Source organism: Streptosporangium sp. NPDC023615, from assembly GCF_040640155.1.
Classification (GTDB): domain Bacteria; phylum Actinomycetota; class Actinomycetes; order Streptosporangiales; family Streptosporangiaceae; genus Streptosporangium.
The window spans coordinates 1-19,480 of record NZ_JBFABE010000041.1 but is presented as its reverse complement, the minus strand read 5'-3'; the positions used below and the strand labels follow the sequence as shown (position 1 = coordinate 19,480).

Annotated in this window: 15 protein-coding genes and 1 pseudogene; 6 read left to right on the top strand and 10 right to left on the bottom strand. The window is 74.5% G+C overall.

Annotated elements, in window-relative coordinates:
* Nucleotides 1–20 precede the first annotated feature (20 nt).
* Nucleotides 21–1,454 carry a rhamnulokinase family protein gene (locus AB0G16_RS25090; protein ID WP_362809522.1) on the top strand — a complete coding sequence of 478 codons (1,434 nt, stop codon included), beginning with the start codon at nt 21–23 and terminating at the stop codon, nt 1,452–1,454.
* A 130-nt stretch (nt 1,455–1,584) separates the two neighbouring features.
* Here AB0G16_RS25090 and mmuM read toward each other — a convergent pair whose 3' ends face one another.
* The 3 genes from mmuM to AB0G16_RS25075 form a co-directional block, all read right to left on the bottom strand.
* Nucleotides 1,585–2,442, bottom strand: a complete 858-nt coding sequence (gene mmuM / locus AB0G16_RS25085; protein ID WP_362809519.1) for a homocysteine S-methyltransferase — start codon at nt 2,440–2,442, stop codon at nt 1,585–1,587.
* A 227-nt stretch (nt 2,443–2,669) separates the two neighbouring features.
* Entirely contained in the window at nt 2,670–5,129 is a 2,460-nt protein-coding gene (locus tag AB0G16_RS25080) for a VIT domain-containing protein (protein WP_362809516.1), read from the bottom strand.
* A complete protein-coding gene (locus AB0G16_RS25075) occupies nt 5,126–5,848 on the bottom strand; it encodes a MerR family transcriptional regulator (RefSeq protein WP_362809513.1) in 723 nt (240 codons plus the stop codon). Before AB0G16_RS25075 ends, AB0G16_RS25080 begins: the two co-directional genes overlap by 4 nt.
* A gap of 112 nt (nt 5,849–5,960) precedes the next feature.
* Between AB0G16_RS25075 and AB0G16_RS25070 the strand changes: the two genes are divergently transcribed.
* On the top strand, nt 5,961–6,428 hold the full coding sequence (locus AB0G16_RS25070) for a DNA starvation/stationary phase protection protein (RefSeq protein ID WP_344896474.1): 468 nt from the start codon (nt 5,961–5,963) through the stop codon (nt 6,426–6,428).
* A gap of 88 nt (nt 6,429–6,516) precedes the next feature.
* On the opposite strand, the gene AB0G16_RS25065 is transcribed toward AB0G16_RS25070, so the two are convergent.
* Entirely contained in the window at nt 6,517–6,906 is a 390-nt protein-coding gene (locus AB0G16_RS25065; RefSeq protein ID WP_362809510.1) for a DUF4440 domain-containing protein, read from the bottom strand.
* Between the two features lie 61 nt (nt 6,907–6,967).
* Here AB0G16_RS25065 and AB0G16_RS25060 point away from each other — a divergent pair, with 61 nt between their 5' ends.
* On the top strand, nt 6,968–7,459 hold the full coding sequence (locus AB0G16_RS25060; protein WP_362809507.1) for a helix-turn-helix domain-containing protein: 492 nt from the start codon (nt 6,968–6,970) through the stop codon (nt 7,457–7,459).
* A gap of 122 nt (nt 7,460–7,581) precedes the next feature.
* Here AB0G16_RS25060 and AB0G16_RS25055 read toward each other — a convergent pair whose 3' ends face one another.
* A complete protein-coding gene (locus tag AB0G16_RS25055) occupies nt 7,582–10,950 on the bottom strand; it encodes a P-loop NTPase fold protein (RefSeq protein WP_362809504.1) in 3,369 nt (1,122 codons plus the stop codon).
* A 196-nt stretch (nt 10,951–11,146) separates the two neighbouring features.
* Here AB0G16_RS25055 and AB0G16_RS25050 point away from each other — a divergent pair, with 196 nt between their 5' ends.
* Nucleotides 11,147–12,406 carry an alkaline phosphatase PhoX gene (locus AB0G16_RS25050; protein ID WP_362809501.1) on the top strand — a complete coding sequence of 420 codons (1,260 nt, stop codon included), beginning with the start codon at nt 11,147–11,149 and terminating at the stop codon, nt 12,404–12,406.
* Nucleotides 12,407–12,442: 36 nt separating this feature from the next.
* Here AB0G16_RS25050 and AB0G16_RS25045 read toward each other — a convergent pair whose 3' ends face one another.
* The 5 genes and pseudogenes from AB0G16_RS25045 to AB0G16_RS25025 all read right to left on the bottom strand — a co-directional run bounded on the left by AB0G16_RS25045 (nt 12,443) and on the right by AB0G16_RS25025 (nt 16,935).
* Entirely contained in the window at nt 12,443–12,784 is a 342-nt protein-coding gene (locus tag AB0G16_RS25045) for a helix-turn-helix domain-containing protein (protein WP_362809496.1), read from the bottom strand.
* A gap of 797 nt (nt 12,785–13,581) precedes the next feature.
* Nucleotides 13,582–13,977, bottom strand: coding sequence for a hypothetical protein (locus AB0G16_RS25040; RefSeq protein ID WP_362809672.1), 396 nt, complete (start codon nt 13,975–13,977; stop codon nt 13,582–13,584).
* Nucleotides 13,978–14,256: 279 nt separating this feature from the next.
* Nucleotides 14,257–14,454 (bottom strand): annotated as a pseudogene (locus AB0G16_RS25035) (helix-turn-helix transcriptional regulator); the annotation flags it as partial.
* A gap of 349 nt (nt 14,455–14,803) precedes the next feature.
* Nucleotides 14,804–15,886 carry an LLM class flavin-dependent oxidoreductase gene (locus AB0G16_RS25030; protein ID WP_362809493.1) on the bottom strand — a complete coding sequence of 361 codons (1,083 nt, stop codon included), beginning with the start codon at nt 15,884–15,886 and terminating at the stop codon, nt 14,804–14,806.
* Nucleotides 15,887–16,032: 146 nt separating this feature from the next.
* On the bottom strand, nt 16,033–16,935 hold the full coding sequence (locus tag AB0G16_RS25025) for a helix-turn-helix domain-containing GNAT family N-acetyltransferase (RefSeq protein WP_362809490.1): 903 nt from the start codon (nt 16,933–16,935) through the stop codon (nt 16,033–16,035).
* 158 nt (nt 16,936–17,093) lie between these two features.
* Between AB0G16_RS25025 and AB0G16_RS25020 the strand changes: the two genes are divergently transcribed.
* The gene (locus AB0G16_RS25020; protein WP_362809487.1) at nt 17,094–18,047 is read left to right on the top strand and encodes a beta-propeller fold lactonase family protein; all 954 of its coding nucleotides are present in this window, start codon (nt 17,094–17,096) and stop codon (nt 18,045–18,047) included.
* A gap of 321 nt (nt 18,048–18,368) precedes the next feature.
* On the top strand, nt 18,369–19,394 hold the full coding sequence (locus AB0G16_RS25015) for a 6-phosphofructokinase (RefSeq protein WP_362809484.1): 1,026 nt from the start codon (nt 18,369–18,371) through the stop codon (nt 19,392–19,394).
* Nucleotides 19,395–19,480: the final 86 nt, after the last annotated feature.

Here is a 19,480-nt window from a genome sequence, read left to right as displayed (position 1 = left end):
GCATTCCGAGAGGAGCTTGCATGCAGTCGGCACCGGGGACCCGGCGGTACGCCGCGGTCGACCTGGGCGCGTCGAGCGGACGGGTGGTGGTGGCCGAGATCGGGCCGGACACCCTCGACCTGCGCGAGGCGCACCGTTTCGCGAACGTGCCCGTCCGGGCCGGCGGCACGCTGTACTGGGACATCCTGCACGTCTACCGGGGCGTGCTGGAGGGCCTGCGGGCGGCCGGACCCGTGGACGGCATCGGGATCGACTCCTGGGCCGTCGACTACGGGCTCCTGGACGAGCGCGGCGCGCTGCTCGGCAACCCCGTCCACTACCGCGACGCGCGCACCGAGCGCGCGAACAGCGACGTCCCCTTCGAGGAGCTGTACGCCCGCACCGGCATCGCCCGCCAGCCGTTCAACACGATCCACCAGCTCGCCGCCGAGCCCGGCCTGGCCACGGCCGCGACGCTGCTGCTCATCCCCGACCTGATCGCGTACTGGCTGACCGGCCGGATCGGCGCGGAACTGACCAACGCCTCCACCACCCAGTTGCTCGACGCCAGGACCCGCGGGTGGGACCCGGCGCTGGCCGCCGGTCTCGGCGCCGCGGCCTCGATCCTGCCGCCGATCCGGCGTCCCGGCGAGGTGATCGGCCCGCTGCTGCCCGAGGTGGCGGCCGAGACGGGGCTGTCGCCGGACACCCGGGTCATCGCGGTCGGTTCCCACGACACCGCCTCGGCGGTGGCCGGGGTCCCCGCCGCGGACGAGCGGTTCGCCTACATCTCCTGCGGCACCTGGTCGCTCGTCGGCGTCGAGCTGGACCAGCCGATGATCAGCGAGGAGGGGCGGCGGGCCAACTTCACCAACGAGGCGGGTATCGACGGCACCGTACGCTACCTGCGCAACGTCACCGGCCTATGGCCGCTGCAGGAGTGCGTCCGCGTCTGGTCCGCGGCGGATCTGGGGGAGCTGCTGGAGCAGGCGGCGCGCGAGGAGCCGTTCCGGTCGGTGGTGGACGCCGACGACCCGGTCTTCCACGCGCCGGGCGACATGCCGGCGCGCATCGCCGACTTCTGCCGCCGCGCCGGACAGCCCGTCCCGGACACCCGGGCCCGGACGGTCCGCTGCGTGGTCGACTCCCTGGCCCTGGCCCACCGCGCCGCGATCGACGAGGCCCTGCGGCTCACCGGACGCGAGGTGGACACCGTGCACATCGTCGGCGGGGGATCGCGCAACGCCCTGCTCTGCCGGCTCACCGCCGACGCGTGCGGCCTCCCCGTGGTGGCGGGCCCGGTCGAGGCCACCTCGATCGGCAACGTCCTCGTCCAGGCCAGGGCCGACGGGGCCGTCTCCGGCACCCTGGCCGACCTGCGCGCCCTGATCCGGCGCAGCCAGCCGCTGGAGCGCTACGAACCGCGCCCGGAGGCCGCGGTCCCGGGCGCGGGCAGGTCCGGCCCGCGGGCCTGAGGGGCCGACCGGCCGATCCGGATCGGCCGATCTGGACCGGCCGATCTGGACCGGCCGGTCTCGATCCGTCGATCTCGACCGGCGCCGAGGTGGGCTCCACCACCCCGGCCGGCGCCTCGGGGGCGGACGGTCAGGTGAGGTGGGCGCGGATCTGGCGGATGTGCTCGGGAGTGGTACGGCAGCAGCCGCCCACGAAGGCCGCCCCCGCCGCGTTCCACCCGGCCGCGGCCTCGCCGAACTCGACCGGGTCGGCCAGGCCCAGCCAGCGCCGGTTCTCCGAGTCCCAGACCTCGCCCGAGTTGGGGTAGGCCATGGTGGGCTTGCCCTTGACCTGCGAGATCAGGTCGGGCACGTGGCGCGGCGCCGTGCAGTTGACCCCCACCGCGATCACCTGCGGGTTGCCCGCGAAGAGCCGGGCCGCGGTCCTGAGGGGGGTGCCGTCGTTGATGTGCTCCCCGTCGCGGCAGGAGAAGCTCACCCACGCCCGCATCTCCGGCGTCTCGGCGAGCAGCCGCCGCAGCGCCCTGGCCTCGGCGTAGGACGGGATGGTCTCGCAGGCCAGCAGATCGGCCTCGCTGTCGGCCAGGATCTGCCAGCGGTCACGGTGCCAGTCGGTCAGGCCGTCCTCGTCGAGGTCGTAGTCGCCGGTGTACTCGGCGCCGTTGGCCAGGTAGGCGCCGTACGGGCCGACGCTGGCCGCCACCGTGCCGGAGCCGTGGGCGTCCCTGGCCTGTGCGGCCAGATGCACGGAGAGCATGATCAGGTCCTCTGCCTCGGTGGCGCTCAGCCCCCGGCGCATGAAGGCCGGGATGCTGGCCTGGTAGCTCGCCGTTATCGCCACCTCGGCACCCGCCGCGAAGTAGTCGAGATGCGCCTGCCGGATCACGGCGGGGTTCTCCAGCAGGAGTCTCGCCGACCAGAGGTCGTCTCGCAGATCCGCGCCCAGCTCCTCCAGGTGCGTGGCCAGGCCGCCGTCCAGAATCACCATCCCGCCACTTTATGTGGAGCGGCCGGGACCGAAAGACCTCTTCCCCCCGCCGCGACCTCGTCCTCCGCCCCCGTCGCGCCCCGTGACCACCTGCCCGGCCGGGGACGGGGACCCGGGCCCCGCCCCGGCCGGAACGGGAACCCGGGTCTCCGCCCGGCCGGGGACGGGACGTGGGCCTCCACCCGCCGGGGACGGGCCCCGGGTCCCGGTCAGGCCGGGGTCGAGGGTCAGCGCTTCCAGAACGGCCGGCGCCTGGCGGGACCGGCCAGTGCCTCCAGACCCTCCACCGCCCGGCGCCAGAGAGCCTCCAGGTCCCCGCCCGCCCGCAGGTCCTCGGCCAGGGCGGTCAGCTCCGGGTGGCCGCCCAGGTAGACGGCCAGGGCCGCGAGCCGGCTGCCCAGGTCCTCCAGGACACGCAGCCGTTCGGCGTCGGGCAGGGACTCCGCGGCGCGCAGCAGCTTCAGCTCCTGGGCGAGCTGCTCGCGCGGCGGCTCCTGGGCCGCGCCCCGGCGCGGGGCGGCCGTCCTCGGGGCGGGGCGGGGCAGCATCCGGGCGCGATCGTCGAAACCGCCCGCCGCCGCCTCCTGCGACAGCCCGGCGACGGGCACGCTCGCCCCGAACGCCGGCGGCGCGCCGGGGGCGGCCATCCCGGGCGGGCCCATCGGGGGCGGCGAGGCCGGGGCCGGGGCCGCGCCCGTGTAGGACGCGGAGGCCATCGACATCGGCATCATCGGCGCCGCCGCGACCGGGTTCGCCCAGCCGCGAGGCAGCTCCACCGGCTGGATCACCCGGTGCCCGGGACCGCCCTCGGCGACCACCTGGCTGTCGACCGCGACGAACGCGGTGAACCGGCAGAGCACCCCGTACCGGAGCGAGGTCTCGACGATCTCGGCCTCCAGCGACCGGTCACCGGCCGCGTACCGGTCCTCCAGGGCGCGCAGCCGTGCCCGCGCCCAGATCGACCGCATCGCCGGGTTCTCCACCGTCGTCGCGCCGACCCGGCGCTCCCACGGCAGGCCCGCCGCGTCCAGGCCCTTCACGGTGAGAGCCCCGGCCGCCGCGCCGCGATAGCGGCCGAACACGGTCAGCGGGACGCCCGGGTAGATCGAGCCGACGTGGCTGACGCTCTCGACGACCAGGTCGAGCCCGTCGGCCTCGAGGGACAGGTCGGTGACCAGGGGGGCGCCGATCCGCCGGTGGATGTGCTCCATCGCCTCGTCCAGCCGGTCCTCGGACTCGACCAGCTCGCACCGGCCGCCCCCCAGCCCGGCCAGCCTGCCCAGGAAACCGGCGTTGACCGCCTGGTCGATGCCGACCGTGTGCACCCGCACCCCGGCGAGCCGGCCGCCGATCCGCTCCAGGATCTGGTCCTCGTTGCCGACCTGCCCGTCGGTGACGAGCACCAGCACCCGGTCCCCGGCCGAGTCGCCGAGCAGTGTCACGGCCCGCTCCAGCGGGGTCAGCATCTCGGTGCCGCCGCGCGTCTCCAGCCTGGCCAGGTGCTCCACGGCCCGGTAGCGGTTGCGGTCGGAGGCCGCCGACAGGCCCTTGCCGAGCCCCTCGGGGTGTTCCACCTCGGTGTCGAAGGACAGCACAGCGAACCGGTCGCGCGAGGTGAGCGTGTCGACGATGCGGGCGGCGGCGCGCCGGGCGGCCACCATCTTCCAGCCGGTCATGCTGCCCGACCGGTCGAGGACCAGCACCACGTCCCTGCTCCCGGGGCCCTCGGCGCCCCCCGCCCCGGCTCCGGTGGGCGCGGCGCCGGGGACGACGGTCAGCGTGAACGTGCCCTCCCGCCGGCCCTCCTTCGGGCCGGTGCTCGAAGCGGTGCCGGTGGCGGTGGTGGTGCCGGGGACGGCGTCGAGGTCGGTGCCGGGGTCGGGGTCGGGGGCCAGCGCCAGCGAGGTGGAGGCGTCGAAGGCCAGCCTCAGGATGAAGTCGCGGTCCAGCCGCTCGCCCGGCTGGAGGCGGACCGTGCCCCCCTCCTCCCGGACCACGTGCAGGCTGGGGCGCAGCTCGCGCAGCTCCAGGCCCGCCGGGTCGACGGAGACCGCCAGCGAGAGCCGCACCGGGCCGGGGAAGCCCGGCAGCAGCACCGGCGGCGTGATCCGCGAGGCGTCGGGGACCGCGTCGGTGTCGGGCGCCCACCCGTCACCGGCCGGCTCGCCGTCCAACGGGGTGCCGGGGATGTAGCGCGGGGCCACGACCAGCGGGAACCGGAAGGTCGCCGCGCCGTCCTCGTACGGGAGCGGCTGGTCCAGCGTCAGGCGCACGGTGACCCGCTCGCCCGGCACGATGTTGCCGACCCTCATGGTGAAGACGTCCGGCCGGTCCTCCTCGGCGATCGCGGCCCGCCTGCCCTGGGAGATCGCCTGGTCGTAGTCGGCCCTGGCCTGGCCGCGCTCCTTCAGCACCCCCTCGACGACCCGGCCGTCGGCCTCCATCCGGAACGCGGTCACGGCGGCCCGGTCGGGCAGCGGGAAGACGTAGGTCGCCTCCAGGGCCACGTCGTGCGGGTTGCGGAAGCCCTGGACGACCTCGACCCCGGCCGTCAGGCCGGACACGGCGGCGGTGACGTCCACGCTCTCCAGCGGCAGGTTGCCGCGCTCGGTGCTCAGCGCCCCCAGCCCGGCGTCCGGCACGGGCGGGCACTCCTCCGGTCGCAGAGCGGTGATGGAAACGGTCATGGTTGCAGTCCTTCCGGAGGTGTGAGGCCGCGTTCGCGAAGGAGCGACAGGAGCTTCCGCGAGGCGGCGGCGATCTCGGCGAGTTCGTCGGGCGACGGGGCGCGCCCGTCGCCGTGCCCGCCGTCGAGCAGCAGCGTCACGCCGTCCGCCAGCCGTACGCCGTGCACGGTCACGGCCGCGGGGGCGGGCGGTGCGGGTGGTACGGGCGGGGCGGCTGGGAGCGCACCGGAGGTGGCGGCGGGCGCGGGGGGAGCCGGTCGTACGACCTGATCGAGGGCCGGGCGGGGGGCCGCCGACGCCGGCGCGCCCGTCCAGAAGCGCGGGCGTGCCGGCGCGGGGGAGGGGGCCTCGGCCGCCCCCGCTCCCCGCGGCGGCCGTTGCCCCGCTCCCCGTTCCGGCCTGTGCTCCGGTCCTGGCTCGGGAAGGCCCGCGATCGACTCCAGGGCCCGGTCGGTGGCACCGGCCAGCTCGGCCTGGATCTCGGCGATGGTCCGCCCTTCGGCCTGGCGCCGCTTGACGGCGACGAGCTGGAGCAGGTGGCGCCTGCCGTACACGGCGACGCGGCCCCGGCGGGCCGAGGGCGGGTCGAGGAGGCCGATCGTGGAGTACCACCGGATCACGCGCTCGTTGGGCACGTCCCTGCCCCGCCCGCCCTGCCGGGCGGTGGGGGCCAGCGCCGCCGACGCCTGCTCGGCCAGTTCGCCGATGGTCCATTCCATACGGTGATAGTGACACTGCAATCATGACAGTGTCAACATAAGAAGCCGAATAGATGGGTACGGACATTCCGTACGAAACCGGAGATTAAGGCGAAAACAGGGGGGACGCTCTATGTCCGCGATCACCAGCCCGCTCAATCCGGAAGACAAGAAGGTCATCGCCACCGCGCTCCAGGGCTCGCTCGTCGACCTGCTCGACCTGTCGCTGCTGACCAAGCAGGCCCACTGGAACGTGATCGGTCACAACTTCCGCTCCCTGCACCTGCAGCTCGACAAGATCGTCTCGGCTGCCAGGAAGCACGCGGACACCGTCGCCGAGCGAGCGGTGGCCATGGGGTGCAACCCCGACGGCCGGGGGTCGACGCTCGCGAAGAGCACCGAGGTGCCGCAGCTGGAGCCCGGTTACCTCAACGACGGCAAGGTCGTCGCCGCGATGACGGACATCCTCGGCTCCATCACCCGCAGGATGCGCGAACGCGTCATGGCCACCGAGAAGGCCGACCCGATGACCCAGGACCTGCTCATCGAGATCACCCAGGACCTGGAGAAGTACCACTGGATGATCGAGGCCCAGCGCTAGATCGTCCTTCGGGGCGCCCCGCTCGTCGAGAGCCGGGGCGCCCTCCGCGTCACCGGCGACCTCGAGGGGCCCGGGCGCCGGGCGGGTGTCAGACGGCCGCCTCCCGTACGCCGAGGATGTTGTCGATGGCGTACCGCCAGTGCCCGTCCGGGTCGCGCCGGGCGACGTCGGTGGCGGTGCCCTCGATGCGCACGGGCGCGCCGTCGGGGGCGTCGCCCTCGATGACCCAGTCGACGATCAGCAGGGCGAGGTCGCCGGTGCTGTAGACCTGTCGCGGTCTCACCGTGATCGGGAGACCGAGGGCCATGAAGGCGGCGTTGGCGTCGTAGGCCTCCCGGCCGGTCAGCGGCGAGCCAGGTTCGGCGACGAACACCGCCCCGTCCTCGTAGACCTCCGCCAGCGCGTCGGGGTCACCGCTGTTGAAACGCTCGGCGAACACCGCCGGAACGTCCTCGGGGATCTCGGCGAGCCGTCGCATCACGCACGTCCTCTCGGGAGGTAGGAATCGGGGGAACGCGGCAACGCTAGGAGGCGCCCTCGTGACTCACCAAACGGTCGGCCACCGGCTTCCGGCCCCGGTCCCCGCGCCGGCCCCGGCCCTGAACCCGACCCCGGCTCCTGCTCCGACCCCGGCCTCGCACCCGGCCCCGGCCCCCGCTACGGCCCCGGTCCGGCCGGGTCTGCCCGACGACCCGCGCGCGGACGTCGCCGAGCCCACCCCGTCCTGCCCGGTGGAGATCACCCTCGCGGCCCTGCACGGCCGCTGGACGACCCTGGTCGTCCGCGAGTTCCTGCGGGGCGACCACACGTTCACCGAACTGCGCCAGGCTCTTCCGGGGCTGTCGGACAAGGTGCTGTCGGACCGGCTGGCACATCTGACCGAGGTGGGCGTGCTCGACCGTCACCGGATGCCGGGGTGGCCTCCCCGGGTCCGCTACACCCTCACCGAGAGGGGCCGCCGCCTCGGTCCCGTCCTGCAGGCGCTGTGGGACTGGGGCGAGGGGTCCCCGTCGCCCTCGCCGCCCGGCTGACCCGGCGGGAAGACCGGCCCGGGACCCGGCGGGACGACCCCTCCGGGCGCCCGCTCGGGACCCGGCGGGACGACCTGGCCGGACGACCCTGCCGGGTGGCGGGGGCCTCTGCGGACGGAGGGTCAGAGCAGGTAGCGGGCCAGGTCGGCGATGGGGTGGGGGCGGGAGAGCAGGTCCCGCAGGGAGTCCAGGCGGGCGGCCCCGGCCCCGCCGGCGGCACCGGCGGCACCGGCGGGGACTCCGGGGTCGGGGACGGTCAGGCCGGTCTCGCGCAGGGCGCGCCGCCAGCTCTCGGCGTCGCCCGCGGCGCCCTCCAGCAGCCGTAGCACGCTCACCCCCTCGTACTCCTTGACCAGCAGCGTCAGCAGGTGCGGCCACTGCACGGCCAGCGCCGCGAGTTTGGCGACCTCGCCGTCCGAGGCCGGGGCCGCACCGGCGAGGGCGCGGCGGTAGGTCAGGAACGAGTAGAAGCGGAAGACGTTGACGTACCGCTTGATCTCGCGCGGGTTGAAGAACGTCAGCGCCGGCAGGACGAACTCGATGGCCCGGTAGGCGTTCTCGTCGCTGTAGAGGTCGTCGTAGACGCGGTCGGCGGCCTCGCGGGTCGCCGCGCACAGGCCGCCGACCGCGTCGGAACACTCGATGCCCAGCGCGTCCTGCGCCAGCCGGGCCGCCTCGTCGATGGTGGTCGTGGTGGGGCGCAGCGCCCAGATGGCGTCCTGCAGCCTGCTCACCTGGACCGGGTCCGGCGGGTCGGTCACCCACGGGCCGGACACGGACGGCACGTCCACCGAGGTCCGCGTCCCCGGCTCGTCCGGCGGGGTGTTCGCCGAGGTTCCCGGTCCGGGCTCGTCCGGCGGTATGGCCGCCGAGGTCCTCGGTCCGGGGCCGTTCGCCGGCGAACGCGCCTCCCGGCTCTCCGCGGAGGTCCGCGCCCCCGGTACGTCGGCCCGCGCCCGCGCTCCCGGCGCCCACACCGGTGCCCGCAGCCCCGGCACGGCCGCTCCCCGCGGCGCGCCGGCACCGGGAGAACCCGGTCCGGCCGCACCGCGCGGGAAGGGCCGTGCGGGAGACAGGGGACCGCGTGAACGCGGTCCGGCCGGATCCGGTGGCGGGTCGAGCCGTTCCAGGGCGGCTGGGGGACCCGCCGGACGCGGTCCGGCCGGATTCGGTGTGACCTCGGGAACGCCCAGCAGAGCCCGTACGAAGGCGGGCAGCCGGTCGGCGTCGTCCAGCAGCGGCACGCTCAGCGGCAGCTGCACGATCTTCTCCAGGAACCGCCAGCCCAGCCCGGACCTGCCGGTGCCGGGCAGCGTCCCGGCCAGCTCGGGGTAGGCGGCCTCGATGTGGGCGACGACCACCTCCGGCTCCATGGCCAGGACGAAGACACAGTTGGGGAACTCCCCGGCGAGGAAGAGGTTGATCGCCTCGATGACCTGCGCCACCGTCCCCGGCGAGCAGCGGTCCAGGTCGTCCACGAAGACCACGAGCGGGCGCTCCGAGGTGGCGACCAGGTCCAGGACCTGCCGCATGTCGGTCTGGACCAGGTGCAGGAAGCCCGTCCTCGACCGGTAGCCGGGGACGGTCACGGCCTCGCCGGTGGCGGAGTCGGCCAGGCCGCCGGAGCCGAGCAGGTCGGGCTGGGTGACCAGGCCGCGGAAGGCGTTGTCCGCGGCCTCGCCGAAGAACCTCGCCAGCCGCAGCGCGCCCACCCCCACCACGACCGCGGAGCCGGTCGCGCCCACGGCGGCGGCGGCGTTGCCCAGCAGGGTGCCGAAGGCGGGCAGCAGGGCGGTGGCGGCCAGCAGCGCCCCGGTGACGACGAGGGTCGCCACCAGGCCGAGGGCCACCGGCGCCAGGCGGGTCATCGCCAGCCGGTAGGCGCGCCTGCGGACCGCCTCCCGGTCGATCCTGGACAGGTTCAGCTCCAGCCAGAACCGCTCCCGCTCGGCGCGGGGCAGCCGCCGGGTGACCTGGCTGATGATCTCGTGGGCCAGTCCGGCCCAGACCTGCTCGCCGCTCTGGTACATCCACGGGTTGAACCAGACCGTGGGCCGCCAGTCCGCCGGCCGCAGCGGGAGCGGGTCCGGCTCGGCCTGCCCGGCGTTCTCCCGGCCCCGGCGGCCCGCCCTGGCCAGCACCTCGGCGTTGGTCAGCGCCCGCTCCGCGCGGGAACCCGGCAGGTGGATCGGGACGGCGGCGTCCCCGGCGGCTCCCGGGTCCAGGATGTCCTGGATCATTCGCATCAGGGAGGTCTTGCCGGTGCCCCACGGCCCCTTGAGACCGATGGTGAGCGGCGGCCGGGTCTCGGGGTGGCGGACGAACGCGGCGATGGCCTCGGCGTAGACCCGGTGCCCGAGCTGGTCCTCGGTGGTCCACCGGTCGGCGGTGAGCCTGGCCCGGGGCCGTACGGTCCGCAGCCCGGCCCGGCGCCGGCGCAGCAGCGCGGAGGTCTGCGCCCGCTCGGCCGCCGACAGCCGAGCGTGGCCGAAGGCCCGCACGTCCGGGTGGGCGAACGTGGTCGTCTCGCCCAGCAGGCCCCACTGCCGCAGCTCGCCGGCGTCGCCGAGGATCTCGTCGATCGGCTCGTCCTCGTCGAGCAGCGCCGCCCTGCGCAGCAGCTCCCTGGCCGGTTCGCTCAGGTGCAGCTCGTAGACCCGCCGCACGATCTCCGTGCCGTCGGTGGGCGGGACGGGCTCGCCGAGCCGGGCCAGCGCGACGGCGAAGGCGGCGTCCGGCTCGGCCGAGACGTCCCGCACCGGCGTCAGCGGGACACCGGCGACGGCCCCGTAGGCGATCAGGATCGGGGTACGGGCGGCCGAGACGGCCGCGTAGCGGGCGAGCGCGTAGGCGTGCAGGTCCCCGACGCTGACCGTGCCGTCCCCGTCGAGGTCGGCCGCCCGGGTTGCCAGGCCCTCGGCGATGACGTCGGTCAGCGTCCGCGCCGGGCCCGGCACCGCCTCGTCCAGCCGCAGCGTCAACGTCAGCGCCGCCGCGGCCACCTTCGGCTCCCCGGCCACCGCGAGCTGCCGGACCGGTCCGGCGGACCCGCCCAGGGCGCTCCAGCCGAAGTCCACGATCAGCACCACGGCGGCGGCGAGCGAGGCGCCGACCTGCCGCCCGAACGAGCCGATCATCGCCCCGAGCTGCCCCGAGGTCCAGCCGCCGTCGGCGGGCAGCCGGACGACGATCAGGTCGCCCTCGCGCGCCGAGCGCAGCAGCTCCCACACGCGCTCGCCGTCCGCGTCCGCGCCCTCGCTGGTCCCGGCGTCGACGCCGAACCCCTCGGCGCGCAGCGCGCTCACCAGCCGCAGGTCGGGCCGCGCCGGGAACGGGCCGGGCGGGCCGGGCGGGCCGGGCGCACGGGACGCGAGCGGGGAGGGGACGGCGAGGGGGGACGGGGGAGAGTCGAGGAAGACCAGCGCGCGGCGGGACCGCACCCGCGGCACGGGCTCGGAAACCAGGTTCGCGAACGTGAGTCCCTCGGTCAACGGTCCTCCCCGGTCTGATGACGCTTGATCTCCACTGTGAACGCGAGAAACGGGGCGGATGGCGATCTTGGCGATAGGTCGACCTGTTTTGACGGATGTTTGCCCGATGGGTGACGCAAAGTTTGCGCCCGTGGTGTCGGCGTTCATGTCGGTCCGGTCGGCTTGCGGCGTACCGTGTGGACGACGAGGAGGGGCCATGCTTCGCCGTACGTTGGTGCGCTCCGGGGGGCTGGCGGCCGGCGCCGCCCTGGCGGGCTCGCTCTGGCAGGGCGCCGCGGGCGCCGCGGGCGCCGCGGGCGCTGCGGGCGCTGCGACGACGAGGGGCGCGGGTACGGGACGTCCGGCCGGGCCGTACGGGCCGCTGCGCGCGCCGGACGCGGCCGGGCTCGCCCTGCCCGAGGGGTTCACCGGCAGGATCGTCGCCCGCAGCGGCCGGCGGATCGGCGGGACGCGCTGGCACCCGGCGCCCGACGGCGGCGCCTGCTTCCCGGACGGCGACGGCTGGATCTACGTGTCCAACTCGGAGGTCCCGCTGCTCGGCGGGGCCTCGGCCATCAGGTTCGGGCCCGGTGGGGACGTCGTCGGCGCCTACCGCGTGCTGTCGGGCACCGACCTCAACTGCGCCGGTGGCCGTACCCCCTGGAACTCCTGGCTGTCGTGCGAGGAGACCCACCGGGGACGGGTCTTCGAGTGCGACCCCTACGGCTCGCGGGCCGCGATGCCGCGCCTGGCCATGGGCCGCTTCCGGCACGAGGCCGCGGCCTGCGATCCGGTCCGGGGCGTGGTCTACCTGACCGAGGACGAGCCGGACGGCTGCTTCTACCGGTTCCGGCCCTTCCACTGGGGCGACCTGACGGCGGGCCGGCTGGAGGTGCTCTGCGCCGGGCGGGGCGCCGGCCGGAGGGCTCGCGGGGCCCAGGGGGACGCCGGGCCGGATGCCGGGGGGAGCGGCGGGCGGGACGCGGGGCGGGGTGGCCGGCGGGTGGCCTGGCGTCCGGTGCCCGACCCCGGAGCGGCACCGGTGGCCACCCGGCACCAGGTCGAGGGGGCACGGCGCTTCTCCGGGGGGGAGGGGTGCCACTACGCCGACGGGGTGTGCTTCTTCACCACCAAGGGCGACGACCGCGTGTGGGCCTACGACGCCGAGGACGAGACCCTGCGCGTCGTCTACGACGCCGGTGCCCCGCTGAGCGGCGTGGACAACATCACCGGCACCGCCTCGGGCGACCTGTACGTCGCCGAGGACGGCGGCGACATGGAGATCAACGTGATCACCCCCGACCGTGTGGTGGCCCCGGTCGTGCGGATCGAGGGACACCCGAGGTCGGAGATCACCGGCCCCGCCTTCTCCCCGGCCGGTGATCGCCTGTACTTCTCCTCCCAGCGCGGACCCCGGGGTGACGCCGCCGGCACCGGCGGCGTCACCTACGAGGTCACCGGTCCCTTCCGCCGCTAGCCCGCGCGCCGGTCACGGGCGGGCGGCGTCCCGCCGTCAGACCTCCGGCGACGGCCGGGGGGCGTGCCGGTACCGGTACTCCCGGGGGGTGAGCCCGTAGGCGGTACGGAAGGCGCGGGTGAAGTGCGCGGCGGCGCAGAAGCCCCACCGGGCCGCGATGGCGTGGATCGGCCGGTCACGGTTGCCGGGATCCGTCAGGTCGTCCCTGCACCGCTCCAGCCGCCGGTCGTGGATCAGCCGCGACACGGTGGTGTTCTCGTTCTCGAAGAGCCGGTACAGGGAGCGGTTGGAGATGTTGTGCGCTGTGGCGATCATGGCCGGGGAGAGCCGCGGGTCGGCCAGGTGCCGGTCGACGAAGGCGCGGACGCTCACCAGCATGGGGTGGGCGGAGGCGCCGGGCGGCGCCGCGAGGGCCCCCGGGGGGGAGACGTGGCCGGCGGGGTCCCCAGGGCCGGCCGGGTCGTGCCTGTCGTGCCTGTGGTGCCTGTCGTGCGTGTCGCGGGGGTCGTGCGCGTTGTGCGGGTCGTGCGGACCTCCGGGGGCGCCGCGCGTCCCGTCCCGCGCGTCCCTCGGGCCGCCGGACGGTTCGTCCCGCGTGCCCGTCGAACCGCAGCGTGTCTCGTCCCACGCCTTCGCGGGGCCGCCGTGTGTCCTGTCCCGCGTGCCCACCGGGTCGCCGGGGCGTGCGGGGCCGTTCGTTCCGCTCTGCGTGTCCGTCGGGGTACCGGTCCCCCCGACCGGTCGCACCCCGCGGGGTAGATGGGAAAGCCAGGACCCGAGCCGCTCCATCGCGAGCGGGTCCTCTCTGCGAACCATTGCCTTCACTGACCTCTGCCTCCCGTCAGGAGGTCGCCGGTGACGCCGGCCGACCGTTCCTGTGCTGGTCATCCGTTGTTCCGCGAGGGAGGAACCGCCCGGGGACGGGCGCGGTGCACGGCGGGATCCGGGGACGCCCCGCCACGTGCCGGTGTGCTCGCGTCGGCCGCGGGGCGGGCGAGGAGACCGGGGAGTGACGGCCGGGCGGGCCCGCGAGCCGGATCCGGTGGCCGGCGCCGGTCGAGCTCGCGAATCGGCCGGCGCGTTCCTGACCGAACGCTAGCCAGCCGGGCGCGGACAGGAGGTGATGCGGCGTCCCGGTTTCGTCCCACATCCATCCCACATGCTCTGACCTGCGCCTACTCCTTCTCCGCCTCGGTGACACACGGTCCCGGGGCGCGTTGGATCCAGTCACCGTGGGTGATCCAGCCGTCGATCGTCTGCATCATCTCGTTCTGTACGACGGGCGGCTCGGCGACGTAGAAGACCTCGTTCGGCAGGTACGTCTCGAGAAGCCGCCGGCGGTTGGGGCTCGGCCGGTCGGCGATCAGCACCGGTGCCGGGTCCCCGTCGGTCACCACGTAGCGCCACGGGCAGTAGCGCTTCGACGACCGCTCCTCGCCGGAGCCGAGCCACAGGTAGCCCGCCCCGGCCAGCGCGGCGGCGAGCAGCGCCACCAGGATCGGCGCGATCCGTCCCCGGCGGGGGTTCGCCGCCGCCCGCCCCGCCGCGTTCCCGGCGCCGTCTGTTTCCACCGATTTTCTTGGTGTTTCGGGATCTCTAGGTGTTCCGTGTTCTTTTTTGCCTTCTCGGCCTTTTCTGTCTAGCTTCGTCCCTGTTTCCGATGGATGCGATGCTTCTGCCGGTCTCGCTGGTTCTGTCGGCCCTGACGGGCCCGGTGGTCCTTCCGGCTCCTCCGGCCCGGCCCCTTCCGGCTCCTCCGGCTCGGCCGGCTCGGCCGGCTCCTCCCCGGAGGGGGCGTAGTAGCGCTGCAGCCTCGCCCGCCGGGCGGCCTCCCACGGCTCACGTAACGCGTCCGCCTCACGGCCGGCGGTGCGGCACAGCGCCTCGACCACGGACCAGGGCGGACAGGCGGCTCCCGAGAAGTAGCGGGAGAGCGAGGAGTCGCTCGTCGCGGTGTCCCGTTCCAGTTCCTTCAGGCTCTTTCCGGTGAGGGCGCGAAGTTCCCGCAGGTGACGGGCGAGAACGGCTCTGGCCGGTGGAACAGTCATTCACAGATGCCTTCCGTACAACAAGCATGCACGTTTCGTCGACTTCTGTTCATTCTTCCCGGCGCGGTGAAGGCCCCGGACGGCCCCGCGGGAATGCCTCCGGCGCCCCGGCCCCGCGGGGGCGCGGCAGGGGCGGGCGCGCCCGTCGCGGACCCCGTCCTGTCGTGGCCGTCTTTCTCCGCTCGTCCGCCCGTTCGCCCGCCTGACGTGCGGGACGCGATTCGGCGTGTACGCCGACCGTGCCGGCCCGAGGGCCGACCCTCATTCCGTTTCTCGTGCCGCGTGCCCTCTACCCGTGTCGAAGGCGGAGATGTCCGCCGGCCGGGAGAGGGTCACGGGGAGGGCGCTCTCACGCGACGAGCGAGGGGGCCGCCAGCCGGGGCCGGACGAAGTCCCCCACCCGCCAGGCCTCCTCCAGATGCGGCCAGCCCGACAGGACGAACTCCGACAGGCCGAGTTCGGAGTACTCGCGGATGCGCCCGGCGACCTCGTCGTAGCTGCCGACCAGGGCGGTGCCCGCCCCCTCGCGGACCAGGCCGACCCCGGCCCAGAGGTTGGGGGAGATCTCCAGCGCGTCCGCCGACCCTCCGTGCAGGCCGGTCATGCGGCGCTGTCCCACGGAGTCCATCCGGGCGAACCGGGCCTGGGCGGCGGCGATCCTGCCGGGGTCCATGCCGTCGAGCAGACGCCGGGCGTGCGCCCACGCCTCCTCGGCGGTGTCGCGGGCGATGACGTGGAGCCGGATGCCGAACCGCAGCTCCCGCCCGGCCTCGGCGGCCAGCCCGCGCATCCGCGCGACCCGCTCGGCGATCATCGCCGGGGGCTCGCCCCACATCAGGTAGACGTCCGCGCCGGCGGCGGCCACCCGCTCGGCGGCGGGGGAGGCCCCGCCGAAGTAGATGTCGGGGGTGTCGAGGAGCGGGGTGGCCAGCCCGCCACCGGAGACCCGGTAGTGGACGCCCCGGTGGTCGAACGGCTCGCCCGCCCAGGTGCGCCTGAGCACCTCGATGAACTCGCCGGTCCGCTCGTAGCGGGTGTCGTGGTCGAGGAAGTCGCCGTAGGCGCGCTGTTCCCCCGGGTCCCCTCCGGTGACCACGTTGAGCAGCAGGCGTCCCCCGCTGATCTCCTGGAAGGTCTGCGCCTGCTGGGCGAGGAGCGTGGGCAGGGTGAAGCCGGGCCTGAAGGCCACCAGCAGCCTGAGCCGCTCGGTCCGTGCCGCGACGGCGCCGCACACCACCAGCGGGTCGGGGCAGCCCGCCCCGACGGGGGTCAGTGCCGCCTCGAAGCCGGCCGCCTCCGCCGCGCGGGCCACCTGGGACAGGTAGCCGAGCGTCGCGGGCCTGGCCGCGTCGCCCCCCGCCGCGACGGTGGTCGTGGCGGGCCTGACGTGGTGACCGTCGCCGGTGGTCGGCAGGAACCAGTGCAAGCGCATCTTCGCCTCATACGGAGCTCGTGCGGAACGGGGCGGACCCCGACAATAAACGCATAATACCTATCTGCAAAGAGGGTATTACGCCGGGGTGCGGGCGGTCCGCGCGTGAGGCGCCGGGGAGGGGTCGCGGTTCACGGGCCCCGGGGTCACAGGTCGCGGGCCCAGATCTCCTCGACGACGTCCCCCTCGGGCCGCTTCTCGACCAGCTCGAAGCCCGTCGCCTGGTAGATGCGCCTGGCCCCCAGCAGCACGTCCCTGGTCCACAGCACCATCCGCCGGTAGCCCGCGGCCCGGGCGAAGCGCACGCACTCGTCCACCAGCCGGGTGCCGATCCCCATGCCGCGCGCGGACGGCTCGACGAGCAGCATCCGCAACTGCGCGGTCTCGTCGTCCTTGCGCACGCAGAACACGCACCCGGCCCGCTCGCCGTCCACCTCGGCGATCCAGCCGGCCTCGCGGCGGGGATCGTGGCCGTCCACGTAGGCGGCCACGATCCCGGCCACCATCGCCTCGAAGTCCATGCCCCAGCCCTGCTCCTGGCCGTAGAGGACCCCGTGCCGGTACACCACCCAGCCGAGATCGCCGGTGCGCGGCGGGCGGAGGACGTACGACCGGCCGGCGCGCGGCGCCCGGCCGAGGATCTCCTCGATCGCCGCCATGCTCCCGACCAGCCGCTCGCGGTCCTCGTCGGTCACCCCGGCCAGCAGCTCGCGGACGTCCTCGGCCGCGCGCCCGTCGAAGTCGGCGAAGTTCGCCCTTCCCTTCCCGGTCAGCTCGACCACCTGCCGCCGCGCGTCCACGGTGGACCTGCCCCGCAGGACCAGGCCCTCCTCCTCGAAGCCGGCGAGAATCCTGCTGAGGTAGCCGGCGTCGATCCCGAGGAGCCGCCGCAGCTCGCCCGCCTCCGTCCGGCCCCGGTGGTCGAGCTCGAACAGCACCCTCATCTGGGTGAGCGAGTACGGGGTGCCCAGGACCCGCTGCTCCAGCACGCCGATGAGCCGGGTGTAGAAGCGGTTGAAGGCGCGGACCTCCGTGACGTGTCTCTTCATGCTTGACATCGTCAACGAATTCGTTGACGAAGTCAATCAACGCAGGGGGTGGCTCGGGGGCGGGCGCCTGTCGGCTCACCGGTCCGCTGCGCTACCTTCGCACCTGGCCGGGAACGGATGACGATCTGTGGCGCGGAGGCCGCGCCCGGGGCGGGAGCATGATGGCTGAGGTCGCGTACATCGGCGGGTACACCCCCGACACCGGCGGTTCCGGGCCGGGGATCACCCTGGTCGAGCTGGGCAGCCTGGTCAGGCTGGGGGAGACGGTGGCCTCCGGCCCCTCCTTCCTGGCCGTCCACCCCACGCTCCCGGTCCTGTACGCGGCCGGGGAGGCGGAGCGCGGCACGGTCGGCACGTTCGGCCGGGGCGACGACGGCGCGCTCAGCCCGCTCGCGCAGCGCTCCAGCGAGGGGTCGTCCCCCTGCCACCTGGCGGTGGACCCCACCGGCACCCGGCTCGCCGTGGCCAACTACGGGGACGGCACGGTGAGCGTGCACGGCCTCGACCCCGCCGGCCTGCCGGAACAGGTGTGGATCTTCCCCTACCGCGAGGGGGCCCACGCCCACCAGGCCGTCTTCGGCCCCGACGGCGTGCTGTACGTGAGCGATTTGGGCGCCGGCGAGGTCCGCCGCTACCTGGTCGGGGAGACGGTGGTACCGCACCCGGACGGCCCGGTGCGGCTCGCCGAGGGCATGGGCCCCCGGCACATGGCCAGGGCGGGCGACCACTGGTACGTGACCGGGGAGCTGGACGGCACCGTCCGCGTCTACGACGACGGCTGGCGCGAGCTCCGGGCCGTCCCGGCCACCGGCACGGGACGGCACAACGAGCCCTCGCACCTGGAGGTCTCCGCCTCCGGCGAACTCGTCTACGTCGCCAACCGGGGGCCCGACACGATCTCCGTCCTCGCGGGACCCGAGCTGACCCCGGTCGCAGAGGTGGCCTGCGGCGGCGTCTGGCCCCGGCACTTCGCCGTCGCCGACGACCGCATGTACGTGGCCAACCAGCGGTCGGACGGCGTCGCCGTGCTGCCGCTCGACGACGGCGTCCCCGGGCCCGTGGCGGAGGTCTTCGCGGTGGGCAGCCCCTCCTGCGTGCTGCCGCTGCCCTGACGGGCCCCGCCCGCGGGCCGGGGCGTGCGCGCCCGGCCCTGGGCGTACGCTCGGAGAAGGGTCTCCCGGGCCCCGCGCGGGAGGGGGCACCCACGGGATCTTCGCAGGGTCCTCGCCCGCAGGGCGCGCGAGCCGGCCCGCGAGGACTAGTACCATTTGGTCTAGACCACTGGTGCTTCTGGCGGCAGAATGCGTTGCGGCGGCGACGCAGGGCCCGTCGCCGGCCGTACCGTGCCGCCTGATCAGGCCACCCTGTCTTGATCTGTCTTGATCTGTCTTGATCTTTCTTGATCTGTCCCGCACCCCACACCGGAGGATGTCATGCGTATCGGAGTGCTCACCGGAGGCGGCGACTGCCCCGGCCTGAACGCCGTTATCCGCGCCGTCGTGCGCAAGGGCGTCACCGTCCACGGGCACGAGTTCGTCGGCTTCCGCGACGGCTGGCGCGGGCCGCTCGAGGGCGACACCATGCCGCTGGACGTCCAGGCGGTACGCGGCATCCTGCCGCGCGGCGGAACGATCCTGGGCTCGTCCCGGACCAACCCCATCAAGATCGACGGCGGCGTCGAGAAGATCAAGGAGAACCTCGCGGCGGGCGGGGTCGACGCGCTGATCGCGATCGGCGGCGAGGACACCCTCGGGGTGGCCAAGCAGCTCTTCGACAAGGGCGTGAAGGTCGTCGGCGTGCCCAAGACGATCGACAACGACCTCAACGCGACCGACTACACCTTCGGCTTCGACACGGCCGTCAACATCGCCGTGGAGGCGATCGACCGCCTGCACACCACCGCCGAGTCCCACCACCGCGCGCTGATCTGCGAGGTCATGGGCCGCCACGCGGGCTGGATCGCCCTGCACGCGGGCATGGCCGGCGGCGCCAACGTCATCCTGATCCCGGAGAAGCCCTTCGACATCGACCGGGTCTGCGCCTACGTCGAGTCCCGCTTCAAGACGCGCTACGCGCCGATCATCGTGGTGGCCGAGGGCGCCCACCCGCTGGAGGGCCAGATGGCCCTGCAGGCGGGCGAGCTCGACGCCTTCGGCCACGTCCGGCTGGGCGGCATCGGCGAGACCCTCGCCGGGGAGATCGAGAAGCGCACCGGCAAGGAGGCCCGCACCACCGTGCTCGGCCACATCCAGCGCGGTGGCACGCCCACCGCCTTCGACCGGGTGCTGGCCACCCGGTTCGGCCTGCAGGCCATCGACGCGGTGCAGGAGGGGGACTTCGGCAAGATGGTCGCCCTGCAGGGCACCGACATCGTCCGCGTCGGTCTCGACGAGGCCACCAAGGAGCTCAAGACCGTCCCGGTCAGCCGCTACGAGGAGGCCGAGGTCTTCTTCGGCTGAGCCCTGCCTCCGGCGGCGCCGGAAGGGCCCCAGGTGATCGCCACCGCCTTCGCCGACCTCGGCTTCGACGTCGACGTCGGCCCGCT